Origin of the sequence: Enterobacter sp. 118C5, assembly GCF_034107645.1 — a bacterium.
Lineage (GTDB): Bacteria > Pseudomonadota > Gammaproteobacteria > Enterobacterales > Enterobacteriaceae > Enterobacter > Enterobacter nematophilus.
This window is the reverse complement of record NZ_JAWNEU010000011.1, coordinates 37,481-60,989: the sequence shown is the minus strand read 5'-3', so window position 1 is coordinate 60,989 and position 23,509 is coordinate 37,481. Positions and strand designations below refer to the sequence as shown.

Sequence of the window (23,509 nt, the reverse complement as noted above, 5' to 3'; positions counted from 1 at the left end):
CCTCACCCCGACCCTCTCCCACAGGGAGAGGGGGAAAGGCTTTTCAACACAACTCTAACTGCACATTATTATCTTTAATCACCTGCATCACGCCCGCCGGCGGCATCACGTCGGTGTAGACCGCATCCACCATGCTGATGCTGCCCATGTTCACCATCGCGTTACGTCCAAACTTCGAATGGTCCACCACCAGCATCACGTGACGTGAGTTCTCAATAATCGCGCGCTTGGTGCGCACCTCGTGGTAGTCAAACTCCAGCAGTGAGCCGTCGGTGTCGATGCCGCTGATCCCCAGGATGCCGAAGTCGAGACGGAACTGAGAGATAAAATCGAGCGTCGCTTCGCCGATGATCCCACCGTCGCGGCTGCGCAGCTCGCCGCCCGCGAGGATGATGCGGAAATCGTCTTTCTGCATCAGGGTGTTGGCGACGTTCAGGTTGTTGGTCACCACGCGCAGGTTCTCGTGATCCAGCAGGGCATGGGCGACCGCTTCCGGCGTGGTGCCGATGTCAATAAACAGCGTTGCCCCGTTCGGGATCTGGCTCGCCACTTTACGCGCAATACGCTCTTTCTCTGCCGTCTGCGTGGCTTTACGGTCGTGCCAGGAGGTGTTGACCGAGCTGGACGGCAGCGCCGCGCCGCCGTGGTGGCGCAAAATACGGTTCTGATCGGCCAGATCGTTCAGGTCACGACGGATGGTTTGCGGGCTGACGGCAAACTGCTCGACCAGCTCTTCGGTGCTGACGTATCCCTGCTTTTTGACCAGTTCGATAATGGCGTCATGACGTTGTGTTTGTTTCATCAATTATCCCTGAGAATTATGTTCGTTTTCGCGCATGGAGCGTGTCGGCAAGCGCCATTGCCAGCCCGACCGCGAGGCCGGTGACGTGTGCACCATTGGCGATAGACATACCAAACAGATCAAACCATCCGGCAATTAGCCATATTAACGCAAAGGCTATTAATCCGCGTTGTAAATAGATGCCGCTTTCCGGGTCGCGCTCCCCGCGAAGCCAGACGTAGCCCATCAGAGCGTAGACGACACCCGACAGCCCGCCGAACCACGGGCCGCTGAATTTATGCTGCACATAGCCGCTCAGCAGGGCGCTAATCACGGTGATGACAATCAGCTTGCCGCTGCCGAGCCGCTTCTCAACAATACCGCCGAGATACCACCACCACAGCAGGTTAAAGAGGATGTGCATCACCGAAAAGTGCATCAGCGCGTGGGTAAAGTAGCGCCAGACGTCAAAATCCAGCGACGGGTCATACGGCCACGCCAGCGCGATCATCACGCTCTGGTCGCCCACCACGTTCATAATAATGAAGACGATAATGCAGGCCGCCATCAGCAGTAGCGTAAACGGGCCCGCGCGCTCGCGAATCGTGGCAAGGAAGGGAAAACGGCTGTAGTGCAGCCCGCTGCCGGTCTGGCCGGATTGCCAGCTGGCCGCCAGATAGCGCGGGTCGCCAGGGTTCTCAAGAAAACGCGCCAGCTCCTCGTTGACCCGCCCAGCCTGGCTCTCGTCGGCCAGCCAGACGTCGGTCTGAGTATGTTGCTGAATGGTCAGAATAACGCCCTGCGTCGCCATATAGTCGACAAACGCCTGGGCGACGCGCGGGTTGGTAAAAGAGGTGATCATCAACATGGGCAGCGGTCGCTTATTTCCACACAAAAGGGGACAGTATAGCGGGATTAGCGCTCAAACGCGTATTCCACTTCTGCCGGGAAATGACGATGCCAGGCATCGAAGCCGCCGTCGACGCTGTATACCGCGTCATAGCCTTGCTGAATCAGGTACTGCGCCGCGCCTTTGCTGCTGTTGCCGTGGTAGCACATGACCATGACCGGCGTTTCGAAGTCGTTATCGCGCATAAACGCGCCCAGCGTGTCGTTGGTGAGATGGAACGCGCCCGGCGTGTGGCCCATCGCAAAACTCTGCGGGTCGCGGATGTCCACCAGCACCGCTTTTCCCTGGTGCATCTTCTGGTGGGCTTCTTCTACGTTAATACATTCAAACTGATCCATGGTGCTCTCTTTACAGTGGTCAACGACAAGATTTTACCCCGTAGTGTACGTCCTGGCGGCGGGTAAACGCCATTATGTTATCCATATCACTCTAAATTGTTTTTTTGATGTTACCAAAAGCGCGTTCCTTTGCTATTATGAGCGATATCGAACATTTTTGAGCTTTAACGAAAGTGCATGAGGGTGTTATGGAAACCAAAGATCTGATTGTGATAGGCGGTGGCATCAACGGTGCCGGTATTGCGGTTGATGCCGCAGGACGCGGTTTATCCGTGCTGATGCTGGAAGCTAACGATCTCGCCTGCGCGACGTCGTCCGCCAGCTCCAAGCTGATCCACGGTGGCCTGCGCTACCTGGAACACTACGAATTCCGCCTGGTCAGTGAAGCGCTGGCCGAACGCGAAGTGCTGCTGAAAATGGCTCCGCATCTGGCGATCCCGATGCGCTTCCGCCTGCCTCACCGCCCGCACCTGCGTCCGGCGTGGATGATCCGCATCGGCCTGTTTATGTACGATCACCTGGGTAAACGCACCAGCCTGCCGGGTTCGAACGGTTTGCGTTTTGGCTCAGAATCGGTTCTTAAGCCTGAAATCGTGCGCGGTTTCGAATATTCCGACTGCTGGGTTGACGATGCGCGCCTGGTGCTGGCGAATGCGCAGATGGTAGAGAAGAAAGGCGGCGAGGTGAAAACCCGTACCCGCGCGACCGCCGCCCGTCGTGAAAACGGCCTGTGGATTGTCGAAGCGGAAGACATTGATACCGGCGAAAAATTCAGCTGGAAAGCGCGCGGCCTGGTGAACGCCACCGGCCCGTGGGTGAAGCAGTTCTTCGACGACGGCATGCACCTGCCTTCCCCGTACGGCATCCGCCTGATCAAAGGCAGCCACATTGTGGTGCCGCGCGTGCATACCCAGAAGCAGGCCTACATTCTGCAAAACGAAGATAAACGCATCGTGTTTGTAATCCCGTGGATGGACGAGTTTTCGATCATCGGCACTACCGACGTGGAGTACAAAGGCGATCCGAAAAACGTTGAGATCGACGAGAGCGAAGTGAACTACCTGTTGAAAGTGTATAACGCGCACTTTAAGAAACAGCTGTCACGCGATGACGTGGTCTGGACCTACTCCGGCGTGCGTCCGCTGTGCGATGACGAGTCTGACTCACCGCAGGCCATCACCCGCGACTACACGCTCGATATACACGACGTAGACGGTCAGGCACCGCTGCTGTCGGTGTTTGGCGGCAAGCTGACCACCTACCGCAAGCTGGCCGAGCACGCGCTGGAAAAACTGGCGCCGTACTATAAAGGTATTGGCCCGGCGTGGACCAAAGAGGCGGTACTGCCCGGCGGAGATATCGGCGGAAACCGCGACGATTACGCCGCGAAGCTGCGCCGTCGCTTCCCGTTCATTACCGAAGGGATGGCGCGCCACTACGCCCGCACCTACGGCAGCAATACCGAGCTGTTCCTGGGCGACGCGAAATCGCTTGCCGATCTGGGTGAACATTTCGGCCACGAGCTGTACGAGGCCGAGCTGCGCTACCTGGTCGAGCACGAGTGGGTTCGCCGCCTGGAAGATGCCATCTGGCGTCGTACTAAAGAAGGGATGTGGCTTAACGCCGAGCAGCAGTCTCGCGTGGCGCAGTGGCTGCAGCAGCATGCGGGAAAGCGTGAGCTTTCGCTGGCGTCTTAATACGATCGGTGCGGGCTGATGCCCCCTCACCCTAACCCTCTCCCCAAAGGGAAGAGGGGACTTTAACACCCTCTCCCGTTCGGGGAGAGGGCTGGGGTGAGGGGTTGTTTTTACAACCGCACCGGATCAATATGCCAGATATTCTCGGCATACTCCTTGATGGTCCTGTCAGACGAGAAATACCCCATGTTGGCGATGTTATGCATCGCCGCGCTGGTCCACTTCTCCTGCTGGCGGTACAGCTCGTCCACTTTATCCTGGCAGTCCACGTAGCTGCGATAATCCGCCAGCACCTGGTAGTGGTCGCCAAAGTTAATCAGCGAATCCACCAGATCGCGATAGCGGCCCGGCTCTTCGGGGCTGAACACGCCGGTCGCAATCTGCGTCAGGACCTGACGTAGCTCCTCATCCCCTTCGTAGAACTCACGCGGGGAGTAGCCTTTCCTGCGCAGCGCCTCCACTTCTTCAGTGGTATTACCGAAGATAAAGATATTTTCTTCCCCTACGTGCTCCAGCATCTCGACGTTCGCCCCGTCCAGGGTGCCGATGGTCAGCGCGCCGTTAAGGGCAAACTTCATGTTACTGGTGCCGGACGCTTCCGTTCCCGCCGTGGAGATCTGCTCGGAGAGATCTGCCGCCGGGATGATCAGCTGCGCCAGGCTGACGCTGTAGTTCGGGATGAATACCACCTTCAGCTTGTCGCCAATCTCCGGATCCTGGTTCACCACCTTCGCCACGTCGTTGATGAGATGAATGATGTGCTTCGCCATGTAGTAGGCGGAAGCCGCCTTACCGGCGAAGATCTTCACGCGCGGCACCCACTCTGCGGTCGGATCGGCCTTAATGCGGTTGTAGTGGGTGATCACATGCAGCACGTTCATCAGCTGACGCTTGTACTCGTGGATGCGCTTGATTTGCACATCAAACAGCGCCTTCGGGTTTGCGACCACGTTGAGGTGCATTGCCAGCCAGACCGCCAGACGCTTCTTGTTGAGGAGCTTGGCTTCCCGCACGGCCTTGTTCACCGTCGGGAAATCAATATGCTGCTTAAGCTCGCTCAGCTGGCTCAAATCGGTGCGCCAGGTGCGGCCGATATTCTCATCCAGCACGTCGGAGAGCGGCTGGTTGGCCAGCGCCAGCCAGCGGCGCGGCGTGACGCCGTTAGTGACGTTGCAGAAGCGCGTCGGGAAGATCTTCGCGAAGTCAGCGAACAGGGACTGCACCATCAGGTTCGAGTGCAGTTCGGACACCCCGTTGACCTTGTGGCTGATCACCACCGCCAGCCAGGCCATGCGCACGCGACGACCGTTGGATTCATCAATGATCGAGGCACGGCTCAGCAGGCCGGTATCGTTCGGGTACTGCTCCTGCAGCGTCTTGAGGAAGTAGTCGTTGATCTCGAAGATAATCTGCAGGTGGCGCGGCAGAATTTTGCCGAGCATGTCCACCGGCCAGGTCTCCAGCGCTTCGCTCATCAGGGTGTGGTTGGTGTAGGAGAACACCTGGCACGTCACCTCAAACGCGTCGTCCCAGCTGAACTTATGCTCGTCGATCAGCAGGCGCATCAGCTCGGGGATGGAGAGCACCGGGTGGGTGTCGTTGAGGTGAATCGCGGTTTTCTCCGCCAGGTTGGCGTAGGTTTTGTGCAGCTGATGGTGGCGGCTGAGGATGTCCTGAATCGTCGCGGAGACGAGGAAATACTCCTGACGCAGGCGCAACTCGCGCCCGGAGTAGGTTGAATCATCCGGGTACAGCACGCGGGAGACGTTCTCGGAGTGGTTTTTATCTTCCACCGCCGCAAAGTAGTCGCCCTGGTTAAATTTACCGAGGTTGATCTCGCTGCTCGCCTGGGCGTTCCACAGGCGCAGCGTGTTGGTCGCATCGGTGTCGTAGCCGGGGATGATCTGGTCATAGGCCACGGCGAGGATCTCTTCGGTTTCCACCCAGCGGGATTTTTTCCCTTCCTGCTGGATACGCCCGCCAAAGCGCACCTTGTAGCGCGTGTTGTGGCGCTTGAATTCCCACGGGTTGCCGTACTCCAGCCAGTAGTCCGGAGACTCTTTCTGACGGCCATCAACGATGTTCTGCTTGAACATGCCGTAGTCGTAGCGAATGCCGTACCCGCGGCCCGGCAGCGCCAGCGTCGCCAGCGAGTCGAGGAAGCAGGCGGCAAGACGCCCCAGCCCCCCGTTGCCCAGCCCCGGGTCGTTCTCTTCGTCAATCAGCTCTTCTAAATCCAGCCCCATCTCTTCCAGCGCGGTTTTAACGTCGTCGTAGATACCGAGCGACAGCAGCGCGTTGGAGAGGGTGCGGCCAATCAAAAATTCCATCGACAGGTAGTAAACCTGCCGCGTCTCCTGCGAAAGCTGGGCGCGGTTAGAGCGCAGCCAGCGTTCGACCATGCGGTCACGCACCGCAAACAGGGTGGCGTTCAGCCACTCGTGCTTGTTGGCGATGACCGGATCTTTCCCGATGGTGAACATCAGCTTGTAGGCGATGGAGTGCTTTAACGCCTCAACGCTGAGCGTGGGTGAAGAGTAGCTAAATGGAGCGTTCATATCAGTAACTTCGCCTCGTTACATCAAGCGTTGATAGAGATCGCGGTACGACTGCGCCGCAACGTGCCAGCTAAAGTCCATGGACATCGCCTGACGCTGAACGTAACGCCACAGGGATGGACGGGACCACAAGACGAAAGCACGCCGAATCGCCCGAAGCAGCGACCAGGCATTACTGTCTTCAAAGACAAACCCGCTGGCGATGCCGTCCGCCAGGTTTTCCAGAGAGCTATCCGACACCGTATCCGCCAGCCCGCCCGTGCGGCGCACCAGCGGCAGCGTGCCGTATTTCAGGCCGTAGAGCTGCGTCAGGCCGCAAGGTTCGAAACGGCTCGGCACCAGAATCACGTCCGCGCCGCCCATAATGCGGTGCGAGAACGCTTCGTGATAGCCAATCTGCACGCCCACCTGCCCCGGATGTTCCGCGGCGGCGGCGAGGAACCCTTCCTGCAGCACCGGGTCGCCCGCGCCGAGCAGCGCCAGCTGCCCGCCCTGCTCCAGTAAACCGGGCAGCGCCTCCAGCACCAGATCCAGCCCCTTCTGGCTGGTCAGGCGGCTGACCACCGCAAACAGCGGCACCTTGTCGTTGACCTTCAGCCCCATCGCAATTTGCAGCTGGCGTTTGTTTTCCGCTTTGTCTTCTACGGAGTCGCGGCCATAGCGCGCGGCCAGCAGGAGATCGGTTTCCGGGCTCCAGATCTGCTCATCCACGCCATTCAGAATGCCCGACAGGCGGCCTTCACGGTGGCGCTGCTGCAGCAATCCTTCCAGACCGTAGCCAAACTCCGGCTGGGTGATTTCACGCGCGTAGGTGGGGCTCACCGCCGTGATGTGGTCGGCGTAGTACAGCCCGGCCTTCAGGAACGAAATTTGCCCGTTGAACTCCAGCCCGTGCATGTTATAGAACGACCATGGCAGATCGATGTCATTCATATGATGCGCGTAGTACATGCCCTGATACGCCAGGTTGTGGACCGTAAACACCGATTTTGCCGGATGCCCTTTTGCCGCCAGATACGCAGGCGCCAGCCCGGCGTGCCAGTCGTGCGCGTGCACCACATCCGGACGCCAGAACGGATCCAGCCCGACGGCCATCTCCGCCCCCACCCAGCCGAGCAGCGCAAAGCGCAGCACGTTGTCGGTATAGGCGAACAGGTTCGTATCGTGATACGGGCTGCCCGGACGGTCGTACAGGTGCGGCGCGTCGATCAGGTAGATCCCTACGCCGTTGTAATGCCCAAACAGCAGGGTGATGCGTCCGGCAAACGTTTCACGGCGGGTCACGACCTTTGCGTCAGGTATGCCGCGCCGGATATCCGGGAAGGCGGGCAGCAGGACTCGGGTATCCACCCCGCCAGCGATTTGCGCCGCGGGTAATGCACCAAGAACATCCGCCAGGCCGCCCGTTTTTAACAACGGGAACATCTCAGAACATACGTGTAAAACCTGCATCATCGCTCCTGTTTGATCTGCAGCTTCCGCAACATTTCCCGTGTGACTAACACGATCCCCTCTTCAGAACGGTAGAAGCGACGCGCGTCTTCTTCCGCGTTTTCACCAATCACCATTCCCTCAGGAATGACGCAGGCGCGGTCGATCACGCAGCGACGCAGACGACACGAACGCCCTACCCAGACATCCGGCAGCAGAACCGCCGAATCGATATTACAGAATGAGTTTATACGCACGCGTGGGAACAGCACGGACTGCACCACCACCGAACCGGAGATGATGCACCCGCCGGAGACCAGCGAGTTCAGCGTCATGCCGTGGCTGCCGGAGCGGTCCTGAACAAACTTCGCCGGCGGCAGGGATTCCATGTGGGTACGAATCGGCCAGTTCTGGTCGTACATATCCAGCTCAGGCGTCACGGACGCCAGATCGAGGTTGGCTTTCCAGTACGCTTCCAGGGTTCCCACATCGCGCCAGTAAGGCTCCGCATTCGGGTCGGACTGCACGCAGGACAATGGGAAAGGATGTGCATAGGCCATGCCAGCTTTGGTAATTTTCGGGATGATGTCTTTACCGAAGTCGTGGCTGGAGCTTTCGTCTTTGTCGTCTTCTTCCAGCAGCTCATAAAGATAATCTGCATCAAAGACATAGATCCCCATGCTGGCGAGCGATTTGGTGTCATCCCCCGGCATGGTTGGCGGGTTCGCCGGTTTTTCAACGAAGTCGATAATCTTGTCGTCCGCATCCACGTGCATCACGCCAAACGCCGTCGCCTCGGCAACGGGCACCGGCAGACACGCCACGGTGCAGCGCGCCCCTTTTTCGACGTGGTCGATCAGCATGTGCGAGTAATCCTGCTTGTAGATGTGGTCACCCGCGAGGATCACGATGTATTCCGCGCTGTAGCGGCGAATGATGTCGAGGTTCTGGGTCACGGCATCCGCCGTGCCGCGATACCAGTTCTCACCGTGAACGCGCTGCTGCGCCGGGAGCAGATCGACAAACTCGTTCATCTCTTCGCTGAAGAATGACCAGCCGCGCTGGATATGCTGCACCAGGGTGTGCGACTGATACTGCGTAATGACGCCAATGCGGCGAATGCCCGAGTTCAGGCAGTTTGAGAGCGCAAAGTCGATAATGCGGAACTTACCACCAAAGTGAACGGCCGGCTTGGCGCGCTTGATGGTCAAATCTTTCAGACGGGTACCACGCCCGCCCGCGAGTATCAGGGCAACGGTTTTTAATGGTAGCTGGCGTGCCAACATTAACGGATCGTTCTTCTCTAATCTAACCATGACTAACTCCTTTTTTATCATCTTTGGAATACGCACACTCCGTGCGCAGGCCCGTGCCAGACAGCCATTACTACCGGATTATCCGCTCCGGCAAAGGGGGGAACAGCTCGCCACTCCCCGTCAGGTAAAACAATCTCTGCGACGTCATCCGTCGCGTTCAGCGTCACCAGCCACTTATCCGAGAGCAGGATTTGCAGGCAGGTGATGCCGTGTTGCCACTCTTGCGCGCTTAACGGCTGCGCGTCTTTATTCAGCCAGCTAACGTTGCCGTCGCCCTCTTCCCACCAGCTGTCGGCGGTAAGGGCGGGGATCTGCTGGCGAAGGTGGATCAGCGCCGCGGTGAAATGGGTCAATCCGCTGTTCGCCTCTCCCCAGTCGAGCCAGGTTAAGGTGTTGTCCTGGCAATAGGCGTTGTTGTTACCGTGCTGGCTGTGGCCGTGCTCGTCGCCCGCCAGCAGCATCGGCGTGCCCTGCGACAGCAAAAGCGTCGTCAGCAGCGCATGAACGCTGGCGCGTCGCCGCTCGATCACATCCAGACTTCCGCCTAACCCTTCTATACCATGGTTAAAGCTATGGTTATTGTTAGTCCCATCGCGATTCTCCTCACCGTTTGCCTCATTGTGTTTCTGATTGAAACAAACGCAGTCGCGAAGCGTGAAGCCATCGTGCGCCGTCACCAGGTTAACGGTGGCCGACGGACGTTTGCCGTTGCGCTTAAAGAGATCGCTTGAACCAGCAAAACGTCCGGCGAACTCGCCCAGTGACAGATCGCGCGCCAGCCAGAAGCGGCGGATGGCATCTCGGTAGTGGTCGTTCCACTCGGCAAACAGCGGTGGGAAGTTCCCCACCTGATAACCGCCCTCACCGATGTCCCACGGCTCTGCGATGAGCTTCACCTGCGAGAGCACCGGGCAGTTCTTGATCGCCTCAAACAGCGGCGCCTGCTGGCTGAACGCTGGCGTGCGCCCCATCACGGGCGCCAGGTCGAAACGAAAACCGTCCACGTGGAACGTCTCTACCCAGTATTTCAGGCACTCGTACGCGTAATGCGTGACCGCCGGATGACTGAGGTTGAGGGTGTTACCGCAGCCGGTCCAGTTCTCGTAATCGCCATATTCCCTGATCCAATAATAGCTACGGTTATCGATTCCGCGCTGTGAGAGCGTCGGACCGTCAAGATCGCTTTCCGCACTGTGGTTCAGCACCACGTCCAGAATGACCTCAATTCCCGCGGCGTGGAGCGCCTTCACCGCGTCGCGAAACTCATCCCGCGCCTTCTCCGGATGCGCGGCATAGCGCGGCTCCAGGGCAAACATCGCCAGCGGGTTGTAGCCCCAGTAGTTGCTCAGCCCCAGGCGCTGCAGGCGCGGCTCGCTGGCGAAATGCGCCACGGGCAGCAGCTCCAGGGCCGTGATGCCCAAATGCTTCAGGTAAGCGACCATGGTCGGATGCCCAAGCGCCTGATAGGTGCCGCGCATCTCTTTGGGGATCGACGGGTGCAGGTAGGTCAGCCCTTTGACGTGCGCTTCATAGATGACGGTGTTGCCCCACGGCGTGCGCGGCGGGGTATCGTCTTCCCAGTCGTAGAGATCGTGCACCACCGCGCTTTTGGGCGCGACGGGCGCGCTGTCGCGGTGGTCCGGTTCGCCGTAGCCGACGTGGAAAAGCGGGTCGTCTTTAAACTCGCCGTCCACGCGGTGCGCGCACGGGTCAATCAGCAGCTTTGCCGGGTTAAACCAGTGCCCCTGAGAAGGCTCCCACGGGCCGTGGACGCGAAAACCGTAGTGCATTCCCGGACGCCCGCCGGACAGGTAACCGTGCCAGATGTCTCCCGTGCGGGACGGTAAATCGTAACGGTGCTCGTTACCTTCCCCGTCAAACACGCAGAGCTCCACCCGCTCCGCGTGAGCAGAAAAGAGCGTAAAGTTCACCCCCTTTCCGTCAAAGCTCGCGCCGAGCGGTTCGGGTTTACCTGCCGAAAGCTGCGTCATTCGCCCTCCCGCATCAGCCAGATGGTGCCAAGCGGCGGCAGCGTCAGGCTCAGGGAGTTTGGACGCCCGTGGCTTTCAATCGCATCGCTCTGCACCAGCCCGCCGTTACCGGCGTTGCTGCCGTGGTAGTGCATGGAATCGGTATTCAGGATCTCGCGCCATTTGCCCGGCTGGTTGATGCCGAAGCGGTAGTGTTCGCGCGGCACCGGCGTGAAGTTGCTGGCGACGATAATCTCGTTGCCCGCTTTATCGCGACGCACAAAGACAAACACCGAACGCTCGTGGTCGTCCACCACCAGCCACTCAAAGCCGTACGGGTCGAAGTCCAGCTCGTGCAGCGCTTTGTGGTGGTGGTAGGTCAGGTTCAGGTCGCGCACCAAGCGCTGCACGCCGTGGTGCCAGTTATCGCCGCCTTCCAGCAGATGCCAGTCGAGGCTTGAGTCGTGGTTCCACTCGCGCCCCTGGGCGAACTCATTGCCCATAAACAGCAGCTTTTTGCCCGGGAAGGCAAACATCCAGCCGTAGTAGGCGCGCAGGTTGGCAAACTTCTGCCACGCGTCGCCCGGCATGCGGTCGAGAATGGATTTTTTGCCGTGCACCACTTCATCGTGCGACAGCGGCAGCATGAAGTTTTCGGTGTAGTTGTAGAGCAGTCCGAAGGTGAGCTTATCGTGGTGATACTGACGATAAACCGGGTCGAGCTTCATGTAGTCGAGCGTGTCGTGCATCCAGCCCAGGTTCCACTTGTACCAGAAGCCCAGGCCGCCTGATGACGGAGGGCGGGAGACGCCCGCAAAGTCCGTCGACTCTTCCGCCATGGTCACGGCGCCGTCCACCTGCTCGCCGATAATGCGGTTGGTATTGCGCAGGAACTCAATCGCTTCCAGGTTTTCACGACCGCCATACTCGTTCGGGATCCACTCCCCCTCTTTGCGGCTGTAGTCGCGGTAGATCATCGACGCCACCGCATCCACGCGCAGGGCGTCAATGCCAAACCGTTCTATCCAGTACAGCGCGTTCCCGACCAGGTAGTTGGCGACTTCACGGCGACCGTAGTTGTAGATCAGCGTGTTCCAGTCCTGGTGATAGCCTTCTCGCGGGTCGCTGTGCTCGTACAGCTTCGTGCCGTCGAACTCTGCCAGCGCAAAATCATCCGACGGGAAATGGCCCGGCACCCAGTCGAGGATCACGTTCAGCCCGGCGGCGTGCGCGGCATCAATGAAATAGCGGAAGTCATCCCGCGTGCCGAAGCGGCGCGTCGGGGCGTACAGCCCGGTGGGCTGATAGCCCCAGCTGCCGTCGAACGGATGCTCGTTAACCGGCAGCAGCTCAAGGTGGGTAAAGCCCATCCATTTGGCGTACGGCACCAGCTGGTCGGCAAGCTCCCGGTAGCTGAGCCAGAAGTTGTTATCGGTGTGGCGGCGCCAGGAGCCGAGATGCACTTCGTAAACGGAGATCGGCGCATCAAAGCGGTTGGCCTGCTTACGCTCCTCCGTCTGGACGACCTTCTCCGGCAGGCCGCAAATCAGCGACGCGGTATCCGGGCGCATCTGCGCCTCGAAGGCATACGGGTCGGCTTTAATGCGCAGCTTGCCGTGCGCGTCGATCATTTCGAATTTGTAGAGCTGGCCGTTATGCGCCCCGGGGATAAACAGCTCCCAGATGCCCGTCTCTCGGCGCAGGCGCATCGGGTGGCGGCGACCGTCCCAGTAGTTGAACTGCCCGACAACGGAGACGCGCTGGGCGTTAGGCGCCCACACGGCAAAGCGCGTGCCGGTAATTCCGTCCATGGTATCCGCATGGGCACCCAGCGTTTCATAAGGGCGAAGATGAGTGCCTTCGGAGAGCAGCCAGGCATCCATCTCTTTCAGCAGAGGGCCAAAGCTGTAGGGATCGTCAATCAGGTTTTGCTGGCCGTGCCAGATAACGGCGAGCTGATAGCGAAAGGGGTTTTTACGGCGGGGCATGACGCCCGAGAAGAAGCCGCGCGAGTCGAGGCACTCCAGGTTGCCCACCTTGCGGCCGGTTTTGGGCTCAATGACCCAGACTTCGGTGGCATCCGGTAACAACGCCCGGACTTCCAGCCCGGCCTCTGTATGGTGCATCCCCAGCACGGAAAAGGGGTCGGCAAAGTGACCCGCAATAAGCGCATTAATCACGTCTCTATCCACACGATCGGACATGGTATTCATCCTGTTTTTTATGTCGTCCTTTTTTAGCGCCTGGGACGACTTTAATGTGACCTGAACGGGCATCCACTTAGTCCCGTCCTAACCTCAGGTAAGAAATGACTCTTCCTTAAAGCATAGCCAACGCTCTACATGACTCCTGATAAAAATAAGACATACGCGCGTTACTCCATGTATTACGCAAAAAAAAGGGGGTGAAAATCACCCCCGGTAGTTAACAAATTATTACGCCAGCTGGCGCAGCATGCGGCGCAGCGGTTCGGCGGCGCCCCACAGGAGCTGGTCGCCGACGGTGAACGCGGAGAGGTACTCCGGCCCCATGTTCAGCTTGCGCAGACGGCCAACCGGCGTGGTCAGCGTGCCGGTAACGGCAGCCGGGGTCAGTTCACGCATGGTGATATCGCGATCGTTTGGCACCACTTTCGCCCACGGGTTGTGCGCGGCCAGCAGCTCTTCCACGGTCGGAATAGACACATCTTTTTTCAGTTTAATCGTGAAGGCCTGGCTGTGGCAGCGCAGCGCGCCGATACGCACGCACAGACCGTCAACCGGGATCGCCGACGCGGTATTAAGAATTTTGTTAGTCTCAGCCTGGCCTTTCCACTCTTCGCGGGTCTGGCCGTTGTCCAGCTGTTTGTCGATCCACGGGATCAGGCCACCGGCCAGCGGTACGCCGAAGTTGTCCACCGGCAGCTCGCCGCTGCGGGTCAGCTCGGTGACTTTACGCTCGATATCGAGAATAGCGGACGCCGGGTTTGCCAGCTCGGCCGCAACGCTGTGGTGCAGCTGGCCCATCTGGGTCAGCAGCTCGCGCATGTGGCGCGCGCCGCCGCCGGACGCGGCCTGGTAGGTCGCCACGGAGACCCACTCCACCAGATCCTGCGCGAACAGGCCGCCGAGGGACATCAGCATCAGGCTGACGGTGCAGTTGCCGCCAACAAAGGTTTTCACGCCGTTGTTCAGGCCGTCGGTGATGACGCCCTGGTTAACCGGGTCGAGAATAATGATGGCATCGTCTTTCATGCGCAGCGAAGAAGCCGCGTCAATCCAGTAGCCCTGCCAGCCGCTTTCACGCAGCTTTGGATAGATTTCGTTGGTATAATCGCCGCCCTGGCAGGTCACAATAATATCAAGTGCCTTCAACGCCTCCAGATCGTAAGCATCCTGCAACGTGCCTGTGGTACCACCAAAGGACGGAGCAGCCTGGCCGAGCTGGGAAGTGGAGAAGAAGACCGGGCGGATAGCGTCGAAATCGCGCTCTTCAACCATGCGTTGCATGAGTACAGAGCCGACCATACCGCGCCAGCCGATAAAACCAACGTTTTTCATAGCATTTTTTTCCTGCTGAGGGTGTGTGCTGATTGTGCAAGCCAGTATTGAACTGGGATATGCTTCACATTACAAAATGCTGCCAAAGTCGCAAGCGAAATTAATCGATGATTGCCCGGCAATCAGAAATACAGCTAATTATCATAATAACCATAGAGAGTTTCAGGGATAATTTACATGAGTGAAATCATTTCAGCAGCGGTTTTATTGATCCTGATAATGGATCCACTGGGCAACCTGCCAATCTTCATGTCGGTGTTGAAACACACCGAGCCGAAGCGTCGCCGGGCGATCATGATCCGCGAGCTGCTTATTGCCCTGCTGGTGATGTTTATCTTCCTGTTTGCCGGTGAAAAAATTCTCGCCTTCCTGAACCTGCGCGCCGAAACGGTTTCGATTTCCGGCGGGATTATTCTGTTCCTGATCGCCATTAAGATGATCTTCCCGAGCGCGGAAGGCAGCAGCAGCGGCCTGCCCGCAGGTGAAGAGCCGTTTATTGTACCGCTGGCGATCCCACTCGTCGCCGGGCCGACGATTCTGGCGACGCTGATGCTGCTGTCGCATCAGTATCCGAACCAGATGAGCCATCTGGTGATTGCCCTGCTGATCGCCTGGGGCGGGACGTTTATCATCCTGCTGCAGTCGTCGCTGTTCCTGCGCCTGCTGGGTGAGAAAGGGGTGAACGCGCTGGAGCGTCTGATGGGGCTGATTCTGGTGATGATGGCAACGCAGATGTTCCTGGACGGGATCCGGGCGTGGATGAAGGGCTAGGTAAACGCAAAACGGCAATCTAAGATTGCCGTTTTTAGTGTTTGCTCCCTCTCCCCGTGGGAGAGGGCCGGGGTGAGGGCATCAGGCCGCAGAAATCTGCCCACCTACCCCTTACGAATCAAATACCGATACGGCAGCGCCTCGGTCTGCTGCGCCACCAGCTCATGCTCCATAAAGGTACAAAAACCGGGAATATCGCGCGTGGTGGCCGGATCGTCGGCAATAATCAGCAGCGTTTCACCGGTCTGCATGTTACGCACGGTCTTACGTACCATCATTACCGGCTCCGGGCAGCGAAGGCCCTGGGCATCGAGGGTGTGGTCTGGGCTGGAAAACAGGTCGGTCATGATCTTCTCGGTCAGGTAAAAACGGCTGTAGTTTACGCCCCGGCGCGGGCAATGCAAACCAGGTTAACGATTGCGCAAAAACTAACCATTGCAATGTCCAGCCAAAGCAGTATCATGCTGCGGTTTTTATTGGGTTCCCTCACCCCAACGTATAAAAAGGTCACAATATGACGCAGTTCTCTGAATCACAGCGCGTAAAAGCGTTGTTCTGGCTTTCGCTTTTCCATTTGCTGGTGATCACCTCCAGCAACTATCTGGTACAGCTCCCTATCTCCATTTTTGGTTTTCATACCACCTGGGGCGCGTTCAGCTTTCCGTTTATTTTCCTCGCCACCGATCTGACCGTGCGTATCTTTGGCGCACCGCTGGCGCGCCGCATTATCTTTGCGGTCATGCTTCCGGCGCTGTTCATCTCGTACGTGATCTCCTCCCTGTTTTACATGGGAAGCTGGCAGGGCTTTGAGGCGCTAACCCACTTCAACCTGTTTGTCGCCCGTATCGCCGCGGCAAGCTTTATGGCCTACGCGCTGGGGCAGATCCTCGACGTGCACGTGTTTAACCGCCTGCGTCAGAATCACCGCTGGTGGATGGCGCCGACCGCGTCCACGCTGTTCGGCAACGTGAGCGATACGCTGGCCTTCTTCTTCATCGCCTTCTGGCGCAGCCCGGATGCCTTTATGGCCGAGCACTGGATGGAGATCGCGCTGGTGGACTACTGCTTCAAGGTGCTCATCAGCATTGTCTTCTTCCTGCCTATGTACGGCGTGCTGCTGAATATGCTGCTGAAAAGGCTGGCAGATAAATCTGAAATCACCGCATTGCAGGCTGGTTAAGGGTTCGCTTTATCAGTTGTGATAAGATGGGTGAATGAGCCGCTATGGCCGTTTATCGAAAGGAAGAAGTCAATGCGCAATCTGGTTAAATATGTCGGGATTGGCCTGCTGGTTGTGGGTCTTGCAGCCTGTGATAACAGCGACACGAAAACGCCTGCTCAGGGCGCATCCGCAGAGAGCAACGCGACCGGTCAGCCGGTGAATCTGATGGATGGCAAACTCAGTTTCTCTCTGCCAGCCGATATGACTGACCAGAGCGGCAAGCTGGGCACCCAGGCGAACAATATGCACGTTTACTCCGACGCAACCGGCCAGAAAGCGGTCATTGTGATTGTGGGCGACGACACCAGCGAAGACCTGGCCGTCCTGTCCAAACGTCTGGAAGACCAGCAGCGCGGCCGCGATCCGCAGCTTCAGGTGGTAACCAATAAATCCATCGAGCTGAAAGGCCACAAGCTGCAGCAGCTGGACAGCATCATCTCCGCAAAAGGCCAGACCGCCTGGTCTTCTGTGGTGCTGGGCAAGGTTGATAACAAACTGCTGACCCTGCAGATCACCCTGCCAGCGGAAGATCAGCAGAAAGCGCAGACGGCTGCTGAAAACATCATTAACACCATCGTGATCCAGTAACCCTTCACGACGATGACGTGGCCTCCGGTGCCTGCACCGGGGGCCATTTTTTTAGCCGCCACGTCAGCAGCAGGGCAATTATCACCAGGCCCGCCGCGGCGAGATAGATCACCGGTACCCCCGCCCAGGCCATCACCAGCCCCGCCAGCGGCCCGGTAATGCCTAAAGACATATCCATAAATACCGTATAGGTCGCCAGCGCCGCCCCCTGGTTCTGCTGCGGCACCGCTTTAACCGCCACCACGCCCAGCGCCGGGAAGACCAGCGAGAAACCGGCCCCTGCGAGGAAGACGCCAATTTTCGCCATCCAGGGCGCGCTGGCGATGCCGGTTAATAGCAGCCCGACAATCTCTACCGCAAAGCAGATCATCGCCACGTTCAGCCCGCCCAGACGGTTAATACCGTTCGGGAAAAGCAGGCGTGCGCCTACGAACGCTCCGCTAAAGAGGGTTAACGCAAAGGCCGCGCCCTCCCAGCCTTTGGCGTCATAAAACAGGGTAATGAAGGTCGCAATCACGCCGAAGCCTGTGGTCGCCAGAGCCAGCGCCATGCCGTACGGCCAGACGCGCCCCAGCACGGCCCGAAACGGCAGCGGCTTGCCCTTGCTGGCCTTCACCTTCGGGCGCGGCAGCGCAAACAGTATCGCCACAAGCGCGACCGCCATAATGGTGAGCGACAGGCCATACAGCCCGCCGAAGGCATAGCAGGCCACGCCAAGCGGCGCGCCGAGCGCCATCGCCCCGTAGGTGACAATCCCGTTCCAGGAGATCACCCGGCCAATGTGCGGCGCACCGACAACCCCCACACCCCATAGCGTCGAGCCGGTTCCCGCCAGGCTTTGCCCAAACCCGAGAATGACGCGGCCCAGGCACAGCAGCGCCAGGCTGACCAGCGGCCAGGCGCCGGTAGCTGCGGCCAGCAGGTAGCTCAGGCCGCTCAGGAAACAGCCGCATAATCCCACCACCACGATGCTTTTGGGGCCGAACAGGTCGGCGTAGCGCCCGGCGTGCGGGCGGCTGAGGAGCGTGGCGAAATACTGCAGGCTGATGACCAGCCCAGCCCAGAACGCGCTAAAACCCATCACGTCATGGACGTAGCCCGGCAGCACCGCCAGCGGCAGGCCGATCGTCAGATAGCTGGCAAAGTTGAAAATAACGACGGAAACAATACGCAGATTGAGGCGCAATCCGCTCAGCGCCGGTTCGGCGGCAGGTTCGGGCATGGGGTTCTACCTGAATTTTTGCAACAGTGTTTCACTATTACCACGGCGCAATAAGAAAATCAGCCCCGACTTTCAGATTATCGGTGCCAGACGAAGCGGCCCCCAGGCACTACACTTAACGGGTCATCATATTAAGGAACGCGCATGTTAGCTCCCCAGCCCGATAAAGCAGGGCTCCATATCTTATTAAAACTCGCCTGTCTGGTGGTTATCCTTGCGGGCATTCATGCTGCCGCTGACATTATCGTCCAGCTCCTGCTGGCGCTCTTTTTTGCCATTGTCCTCAATCCGCTGGTGACCTGGTTTTTACGCCGGGGCGTGAGCCGCCCGGTGGCCATCACCATCGTGGTTATTGTGATGCTGATTGGCCTGACGGCGCTCTTCGGCGTACTGGCGGCATCGCTGAGCGAATTCTCCACCATGCTGCCGCAGTACAATAAAGAGCTGACGCGTAAGATCGTCGCGCTGCAGGAGATGATGCCCTTTCTTAACCTGCATATTTCGCCAGAACGGATGCTGCGCAGGATGGATTCCGAGAAGGTCATGACCTACGCCACCACGCTGATGACCGGTCTTTCCGGCGCGATGGCCAGCATTTTGCTGCTGGTCATGACGGTGGTGTTTATGCTGTTCGAAGTGCGCCATGTTCCATATAAGCTGCGCTTTGCTTTAAATAATCCGCAAATACACATTGCCGGCCTGCACCGCGCCTTAAAGGGCGTCTCTAAATATCTGGCGCTGAAAACGCTGCTGAGCGTCTGGACCGGGATTATCGTCTGGCTGGGGCTGATGCTGATGGACGTCCAGTTCGCGCTGATGTGGGGGGTGCTGGCGTTTCTGCTGAACTACGTGCCGAATATCGGCGCGGTGCTTTCCGCCGTGCCGCCGATGATCCAGGCGTTTCTGTTTAACGGTTTCTACGAATGCATGCTGGTCGGGGCGCTGTTCCTCGTCGTGCATATGGTGCTGGGCAACATTCTTGAACCGCGCATGATGGGGCACCGGCTGGGCATGTCGACGCTGGTGGTGTTTTTATCCTTGCTGATTTGGGGATGGCTGCTGGGCCCGGTCGGCATGCTGCTCTCGGTCCCGCTGACCAGCGTATGTAAAATCTGGATGGAAACCACCAAAGGGGGCAGCAAGCTGGCGATCCTGCTTGGGCCGGGGCGGCCGAAAAGCCGGTTGCCGGGGTAACGTATCCTTCTTTGTGAGCTGGTTTATACCGTCAAATACCGCGACGCTCACCGTCGCGGTATTTTTATTTGCGTTAAGGCTTATTCATTCCGTTTTTTATCAACTCGCCCAGATTTCGCTTAAATGCAACAAGCCCCTTAAAGCAAATTAAAAAAAACGGAATGATTAATTATTTTGCGTGATATTATACCCCGCCTTAGCGACGACGTAATGTAAACATTAATATTGATTAAACACACACCTGACTTAATCCATAAGCCTGGTGATGCTTGTTTGTAAAAAAGACTACCTTTAATTGTTATTATTGATATGGAGTTGTTGATGAAAAAGATCGTTAAATGGTGCGCTGCTGCCGTATTCGTTGGCGCACTGGCTGGCTGTGCGCGTACCGCCCCTATCGCTCAGGTTCACTCTTTCGTGGGCGCGGGTCATACTGCCGATCAGGTGAAAACCGCCATTTTGAAAGCAGGCCAGAAGCGTGACTGGATCATGACGGAAGCGGGCCCGGGCGTTATTAAGGGCCGTTTGCAGGCACGCGATCACTCGGTCCAGGTGCGTATTCCCTACTCTGCGACAAGCTATTCAATTAATTACGAAAGCAGCCTGAACCTGAAAGCGGCAGACGGTAAAATTCACAAAAATTATAACCGCTGGGTGAACAACCTCGACCATGATATTCAGCTGAACCTCTCTGCGGGCGCCGCGCTGTAATATTTTTCTAAAGTCGGGCCGGACATGGCCCGATAACCTCATTTCTTGCCCTGAAAGGTTACGCAACAATGTACGAAAAGGACACGCTCAGCGCGCTGGATGCCATTACCGAAGCGCAACGCATCGCTTTTGCGCCGATGTTATTTCAGACCGCGCTTTGTCTGCGTAACTCGGGCGTTCTCGCCTGGCTCGATAAACAGGGTAATAAGGGGGCGAGCCTCGACGAAATAACCGAAAACAGTACCCTGAGCAGTTATGCCGTCAGCGTATTGTTAGACATGGGATTAAGCGGGCGGATAATTACTTATAAAGAAGGTCGTTATTTCCTGGCGAAAGTGGGCCATTTCTTACTCCACGATCCCATGACCCGCGTTAATATGGATTTTACGCAGGACGTCTGTTACCAGGGGTTATTTCACCTGGCCGACGCCCTGCAGAAAGAAAAACCGGCTGGATTATCCGTGTTTGGCGACTGGCCAACCATCTATCCGGCCTTATCCCAGCTTCCTGCCCCGGCAAAAGAGAGCTGGTTTGCCTTCGATCATTACTATTCTGACGCCGCTTTTGACGCTGCGCTGCCATATATATTCGCAAGCTCGCCGACAAAATTGTACGATGTGGGCGGAAATACGGGTAAATGGTCGTTACGCTGCTGCCGCTATGACGACAATGTTGCCGTGACGATCCTCGATCTCCCGCAGCAGATAGCGCTGGCGCAGGAAAACATCGAAAAAGCAGGTTTTTCTCATCGTATTGGATTCCATGCTGTCGATATGCTTAGTCCGTCGGCATTGCCGGGAGATGCCGACGTCTGGTGGATGAGCCAGTTCCTGGACTGTTTCTCTCCGGATCAGATTGTCGCCATGCTGACGCGCGTCGCAGAGGTCATGAAGCCAGGCGCACGGTTGTGCATTATGGAGCTTTTCTGGGATGCCCAGAAATATGAAGCGGCGGCTTTCAGCCTGAATGCCACCTCGCTCTATTTCACCTGTATGGCGAATGGCAATAGCCGGTTTTACAGCGTAGAGAAGTTTTATCACTACCTGGAAAGGGCGGGCTTCAGCATAGAGCAGCGGCTGGATAACCTTGGGGTAGGTCATACCCTGTTAATTTGCACCAAACGTGAACAATAGCGCAGCCTGGCTGCCCGGGTGGCCCAGCCTGCCCTTTGAATACGGTATTCCGCGGACGCGCGTAGATGAAATTTTCACTGAACATTATTGACTGGCAGGCAAGAGCGCCAGGACTAAGCGATGCCGCAGAGTGGCAGGCGTGGTCGCGCCTGCAGTCGACCATCGACCCAACGGCTCCTCTGCCCCGGCTGACCGCGTTACCCATGATGACCGCGCGCCGCCTTAACTCAGGCAGTAAGCTGGCGGTAGATATTGGTCTTGCCATGCTGCAAAGCCACGCCGTTGATGCCGTCGTCTATTCCAGCCGCCACGGCGAGCTGGAGCGCAATTACCGTATTCTGCACACGCTGGCGACCGGGCAGGCCGTCTCGCCCACCGACTTTGCCATGTCCGTGCACAATTCCGCGGTGGGCAATCTCACGATCGCCGCTCGCCAGCCTGCTGTCTCGTCGTCCATTTCCGCCGGGCTGGATACCTTCCAGCAGGCCCTGTGTGAAGTGCTGAGCCTGCTGCACGCGGGCTACTCCCGCGTCCTGCTGGTGGATTTTGACGGCGCGCTGCCGGAATTTTACCATCCGGCGCTACCGCCTCAGATGCCCACCTGGCCGTACGCGGTGGCGCTGCTGATTGAATCCGGCAACGGATTGCAGTGCGAAACCCGCAGCGGCAGCACTGGTGAGGAACCCGCCCTGCCGCAAAGCCTGATGTTCCTGCAACGCTATCTCAGCGAGGAGCGGCAGTTTGTAGTGCCCGGCGAACGCCTGCTGTGGCAGTGGGCGCGCCAATGAACCGCCTGGCCGCCCGGATCAATTGGTTATGGCGTCTGGTCATGACCGGATTCTGCTTCGTGCTGTTTGGCGCGGGCGGCCTGCTGCTGTCGCTGGTCTGGTTCAACCTGCTGCTGATTGTTCAGCGCGATCGCGCCAAACGCCGTCGCCTGGCGCGCCGCAGCATTGCGGCCAGCTTCCGCTTCTTCTTAACCGTTGCCCGCGGCACCGGGGTGCTGGACTATCGCATTCACAATCTTGACGCCCTGCGCGGCGATCGGGGCTGTCTGGTGGTGGCTAACCACCCCACGTTAATTGACTACGTGATTCTGGCGTCGGTGATGCCCGAAACCGACTGTCTGGTGAAAAGCGCGCTGCTGCGCAACCCCTTTGTCAGCGGCGTTATCCGCGCGGCGGATTATCTGATTAACAGCGAAGCCGAGCCCCTGCTCGCCGCCAGCCAGCAGCGTCTGGCCCAGGGCGACACGCTGTTGATCTTCCCGGAAGGCACGCGTACCCGGCCAGGCGAAGCTATCGCCCTCCAGCGCGGCGCGGCAAATATCGCCGTACGCTGCCGCAGCGATCTGCGGATCGTACTCATCCACTGCAGCGAGCACCTGCTGGATAAAAAAAGCCGCTGGTATGATGTACCGCCCGCAAAACCCGTCTTTACCGTCGATGTGCGCGATCGCGTGAACATCGACGAATTTTACGATGCAAGGCAACAAGAACCGGCACTGGCGGCAAGGCAGTTAAACCGGCACCTGCAGCATCGATTAACATCAGGCCTTCAATCTTTGTCAGGAATTAATGATGCAAGCGCTTTATCTTGAAATTAAGAATCTCATTATCACCACGCTGAATCTGGACGAGCTTACCGCAGAGGATATTGATACCGATGCCGCGCTGTTTGGCGACGGGCTGGGTCTCGACTCTATCGACGCGCTGGAGCTGGGTCTGGCGGTGAAAAACCAGTATGGCGTGGTGCTTTCTGCCGAAAGCGAAGAGATGCGCCAGCACTTCTTTTCCGTCGCCACCCTGGCGTCCTTTATCCACGCCCAACGCGCCTGAGATGTGAACTATGACTGAACAAGAAACCATTTATCAGGAAGTCTGCGGCCTTCTGACCAAGCTCTTTGAAATCGACCCGCAGGACATTACCCCCGAAGCCCGTCTGTACGAAGACCTGGAGCTGGACAGCATTGACGCGGTGGACATGATTGTCCATCTGCAGAAGAAAACCGGTAAGAAAATCAAGCCGGAAACCTTCAAATCGGTTCGTACCGTTCAGGATGTGGTAGACGCCGTCGAACAGCTGCTGCGCGAAGAGTAAGACACCGTGCGTGGTGGACGGACGTTCC

Annotated in this window: 21 protein-coding genes and 1 pseudogene; 11 read left to right on the top strand and 11 right to left on the bottom strand. The window is 58.1% G+C overall.

Translation table 11 applies throughout. The features are described 5' to 3' along the window. Positions 1–43: 43 nt before the first annotated feature. From UTO39_RS17085 to glpE, 3 genes are read right to left on the bottom strand one after another with little or no spacing between them, the layout of a single operon-like run. On the bottom strand, positions 44–802 hold the full coding sequence (locus UTO39_RS17085; protein WP_061096854.1) for a DeoR/GlpR family transcriptional regulator: 759 nt from the start codon (positions 800–802) through the stop codon (positions 44–46). A gap of 16 nt (positions 803–818) precedes the next feature. Further along, complete coding sequence (gene glpG / locus UTO39_RS17080) at positions 819–1,649, bottom strand: rhomboid family intramembrane serine protease GlpG (RefSeq protein WP_045259371.1); 831 nt, start codon at positions 1,647–1,649, stop codon at positions 819–821. A 47-nt stretch (positions 1,650–1,696) separates the two neighbouring features. Beyond that, positions 1,697–2,029, bottom strand: a complete 333-nt coding sequence (gene glpE / locus UTO39_RS17075; RefSeq protein ID WP_028014686.1) for a thiosulfate sulfurtransferase GlpE — start codon at positions 2,027–2,029, stop codon at positions 1,697–1,699. A 188-nt stretch (positions 2,030–2,217) separates the two neighbouring features. Between glpE and glpD the strand changes: the two genes are divergently transcribed. Then, a complete protein-coding gene (glpD, locus tag UTO39_RS17070; protein ID WP_048957380.1) occupies positions 2,218–3,726 on the top strand; it encodes a glycerol-3-phosphate dehydrogenase in 1,509 nt (502 codons plus the stop codon). 110 nt (positions 3,727–3,836) lie between these two features. Here glpD and glgP read toward each other — a convergent pair whose 3' ends face one another. The 6 genes from glgP to asd all read right to left on the bottom strand — a co-directional run bounded on the left by glgP (position 3,837) and on the right by asd (position 14,540). Next, complete coding sequence (glgP, locus tag UTO39_RS17065; protein WP_061096851.1) at positions 3,837–6,284, bottom strand: glycogen phosphorylase; 2,448 nt, start codon at positions 6,282–6,284, stop codon at positions 3,837–3,839. An 18-nt stretch (positions 6,285–6,302) separates the two neighbouring features. After that, complete coding sequence (glgA, locus tag UTO39_RS17060) at positions 6,303–7,736, bottom strand: glycogen synthase GlgA (RefSeq protein ID WP_061096850.1); 1,434 nt, start codon at positions 7,734–7,736, stop codon at positions 6,303–6,305. Beyond that, positions 7,736–9,031 (bottom strand): glucose-1-phosphate adenylyltransferase, encoded by a 1,296-nt coding sequence (gene glgC / locus UTO39_RS17055; protein WP_028014690.1) that lies wholly within the window; start codon positions 9,029–9,031, stop codon positions 7,736–7,738. The genes glgA and glgC overlap by 1 nt, the downstream gene beginning before the upstream one ends. 17 nt (positions 9,032–9,048) lie before the next feature. Next, positions 9,049–11,022, bottom strand: a complete 1,974-nt coding sequence (glgX, locus tag UTO39_RS17050; RefSeq protein ID WP_320727644.1) for a glycogen debranching protein GlgX — start codon at positions 11,020–11,022, stop codon at positions 9,049–9,051. Beyond that, the gene (glgB, locus tag UTO39_RS17045) at positions 11,019–13,205 is read right to left on the bottom strand and encodes a 1,4-alpha-glucan branching enzyme (protein ID WP_320727643.1); all 2,187 of its coding nucleotides are present in this window, start codon (positions 13,203–13,205) and stop codon (positions 11,019–11,021) included. Before glgB ends, glgX begins: the two co-directional genes overlap by 4 nt. A 231-nt stretch (positions 13,206–13,436) precedes the next feature. Then, positions 13,437–14,540 (bottom strand): aspartate-semialdehyde dehydrogenase, encoded by a 1,104-nt coding sequence (gene asd / locus UTO39_RS17040; RefSeq protein WP_061096847.1) that lies wholly within the window; start codon positions 14,538–14,540, stop codon positions 13,437–13,439. Positions 14,541–14,717: 177 nt separating this feature from the next. Here asd and yhgN point away from each other — a divergent pair, with 177 nt between their 5' ends. Then, complete coding sequence (gene yhgN, locus UTO39_RS17035; protein WP_003861574.1) at positions 14,718–15,311, top strand: NAAT family transporter YhgN; 594 nt, start codon at positions 14,718–14,720, stop codon at positions 15,309–15,311. Between the two features lie 104 nt (positions 15,312–15,415). Here the strand turns inward: yhgN and tusA are convergent, their stop codons facing one another. Further along, a complete protein-coding gene (gene tusA / locus UTO39_RS17030) occupies positions 15,416–15,658 on the bottom strand; it encodes a sulfurtransferase TusA (RefSeq protein ID WP_008503071.1) in 243 nt (80 codons plus the stop codon). A gap of 167 nt (positions 15,659–15,825) precedes the next feature. On the opposite strand from tusA, the gene UTO39_RS17025 reads away from it, so the two are divergent. Both UTO39_RS17025 and UTO39_RS17020 read left to right on the top strand, forming a co-directional pair. Further along, complete coding sequence (locus UTO39_RS17025) at positions 15,826–16,491, top strand: 7-cyano-7-deazaguanine/7-aminomethyl-7-deazaguanine transporter (RefSeq protein ID WP_028014693.1); 666 nt, start codon at positions 15,826–15,828, stop codon at positions 16,489–16,491. A gap of 72 nt (positions 16,492–16,563) precedes the next feature. Beyond that, complete coding sequence (locus UTO39_RS17020) at positions 16,564–17,121, top strand: DcrB family lipoprotein (protein WP_028014694.1); 558 nt, start codon at positions 16,564–16,566, stop codon at positions 17,119–17,121. Between the two features lie 4 nt (positions 17,122–17,125). Here UTO39_RS17020 and UTO39_RS17015 read toward each other — a convergent pair. Then, positions 17,126–18,378: pseudogene (locus tag UTO39_RS17015) on the bottom strand (MFS transporter). A gap of 109 nt (positions 18,379–18,487) precedes the next feature. Between UTO39_RS17015 and UTO39_RS17010 the strand changes: the two are divergent. From UTO39_RS17010 to UTO39_RS16980, 7 genes are all read left to right on the top strand, one after another. Then, the gene (locus UTO39_RS17010; RefSeq protein ID WP_041911893.1) at positions 18,488–19,537 is read left to right on the top strand and encodes an AI-2E family transporter; all 1,050 of its coding nucleotides are present in this window, start codon (positions 18,488–18,490) and stop codon (positions 19,535–19,537) included. Positions 19,538–19,858: 321 nt separating this feature from the next. Next, complete coding sequence (locus UTO39_RS17005) at positions 19,859–20,248, top strand: hypothetical protein (protein WP_320727641.1); 390 nt, start codon at positions 19,859–19,861, stop codon at positions 20,246–20,248. A 68-nt stretch (positions 20,249–20,316) separates the two neighbouring features. Next, the gene (locus UTO39_RS17000; protein WP_126327239.1) at positions 20,317–21,381 is read left to right on the top strand and encodes a class I SAM-dependent methyltransferase; all 1,065 of its coding nucleotides are present in this window, start codon (positions 20,317–20,319) and stop codon (positions 21,379–21,381) included. A gap of 65 nt (positions 21,382–21,446) precedes the next feature. Further along, positions 21,447–22,169, top strand: a complete 723-nt coding sequence (locus UTO39_RS16995) for a beta-ketoacyl synthase chain length factor (protein WP_320727640.1) — start codon at positions 21,447–21,449, stop codon at positions 22,167–22,169. Beyond that, positions 22,166–22,981: a 1-acyl-sn-glycerol-3-phosphate acyltransferase gene (locus UTO39_RS16990; RefSeq protein WP_061099613.1), complete on the top strand. Its 816-nt coding sequence runs from the start codon at positions 22,166–22,168 to the stop codon at positions 22,979–22,981. The genes UTO39_RS16995 and UTO39_RS16990 overlap by 4 nt, the downstream gene beginning before the upstream one ends. Next, entirely contained in the window at positions 22,962–23,219 is a 258-nt protein-coding gene (locus tag UTO39_RS16985; RefSeq protein WP_028014701.1) for a phosphopantetheine-binding protein, read from the top strand. Before UTO39_RS16990 ends, UTO39_RS16985 begins: the two co-directional genes overlap by 20 nt. Positions 23,220–23,229: 10 nt before the next feature. Continuing rightward, positions 23,230–23,481, top strand: coding sequence for an acyl carrier protein (locus tag UTO39_RS16980; RefSeq protein ID WP_024908875.1), 252 nt, complete (start codon positions 23,230–23,232; stop codon positions 23,479–23,481). The last annotated feature ends 28 nt before the right edge of the window (positions 23,482–23,509 follow it).

Coding starts and splice junctions, on each gene's coding strand:
- glpD (WP_048957380.1), top strand. CDS start 2,218: ATGGAAACCAAAGATCTGATTGTGATAGGCGGTGGCATCAACGGTGCC.
- UTO39_RS16990 (WP_061099613.1), top strand. CDS start 22,166: ATGAACCGCCTGGCCGCCCGGATCAATTGGTTATGGCGTCTGGTCATG.
- glgX (WP_320727644.1), bottom strand. CDS start 11,022: ATGACGCAGCTTTCGGCAGGTAAACCCGAACCGCTCGGCGCGAGCTTT.
- glpE (WP_028014686.1), bottom strand. CDS start 2,029: ATGGATCAGTTTGAATGTATTAACGTAGAAGAAGCCCACCAGAAGATG.
- glpG (WP_045259371.1), bottom strand. CDS start 1,649: ATGTTGATGATCACCTCTTTTACCAACCCGCGCGTCGCCCAGGCGTTT.
- asd (WP_061096847.1), bottom strand. CDS start 14,540: ATGAAAAACGTTGGTTTTATCGGCTGGCGCGGTATGGTCGGCTCTGTA.
- glgB (WP_320727643.1), bottom strand. CDS start 13,205: ATGTCCGATCGTGTGGATAGAGACGTGATTAATGCGCTTATTGCGGGT.
- glgC (WP_028014690.1), bottom strand. CDS start 9,031: ATGGTTAGATTAGAGAAGAACGATCCGTTAATGTTGGCACGCCAGCTA.
- UTO39_RS17005 (WP_320727641.1), top strand. CDS start 19,859: ATGAAAAAGATCGTTAAATGGTGCGCTGCTGCCGTATTCGTTGGCGCA.
- yhgN (WP_003861574.1), top strand. CDS start 14,718: ATGAGTGAAATCATTTCAGCAGCGGTTTTATTGATCCTGATAATGGAT.
- UTO39_RS16980 (WP_024908875.1), top strand. CDS start 23,230: ATGACTGAACAAGAAACCATTTATCAGGAAGTCTGCGGCCTTCTGACC.
- UTO39_RS17000 (WP_126327239.1), top strand. CDS start 20,317: ATGTACGAAAAGGACACGCTCAGCGCGCTGGATGCCATTACCGAAGCG.
- UTO39_RS17025 (WP_028014693.1), top strand. CDS start 15,826: ATGACGCAGTTCTCTGAATCACAGCGCGTAAAAGCGTTGTTCTGGCTT.
- tusA (WP_008503071.1), bottom strand. CDS start 15,658: ATGACCGACCTGTTTTCCAGCCCAGACCACACCCTCGATGCCCAGGGC.
- UTO39_RS17010 (WP_041911893.1), top strand. CDS start 18,488: ATGTTAGCTCCCCAGCCCGATAAAGCAGGGCTCCATATCTTATTAAAA.
- glgA (WP_061096850.1), bottom strand. CDS start 7,736: ATGCAGGTTTTACACGTATGTTCTGAGATGTTCCCGTTGTTAAAAACG.
- UTO39_RS17085 (WP_061096854.1), bottom strand. CDS start 802: ATGAAACAAACACAACGTCATGACGCCATTATCGAACTGGTCAAAAAG.
- glgP (WP_061096851.1), bottom strand. CDS start 6,284: ATGAACGCTCCATTTAGCTACTCTTCACCCACGCTCAGCGTTGAGGCG.
- UTO39_RS17020 (WP_028014694.1), top strand. CDS start 16,564: ATGCGCAATCTGGTTAAATATGTCGGGATTGGCCTGCTGGTTGTGGGT.
- UTO39_RS16995 (WP_320727640.1), top strand. CDS start 21,447: ATGAAATTTTCACTGAACATTATTGACTGGCAGGCAAGAGCGCCAGGA.
- UTO39_RS16985 (WP_028014701.1), top strand. CDS start 22,962: ATGCAAGCGCTTTATCTTGAAATTAAGAATCTCATTATCACCACGCTG.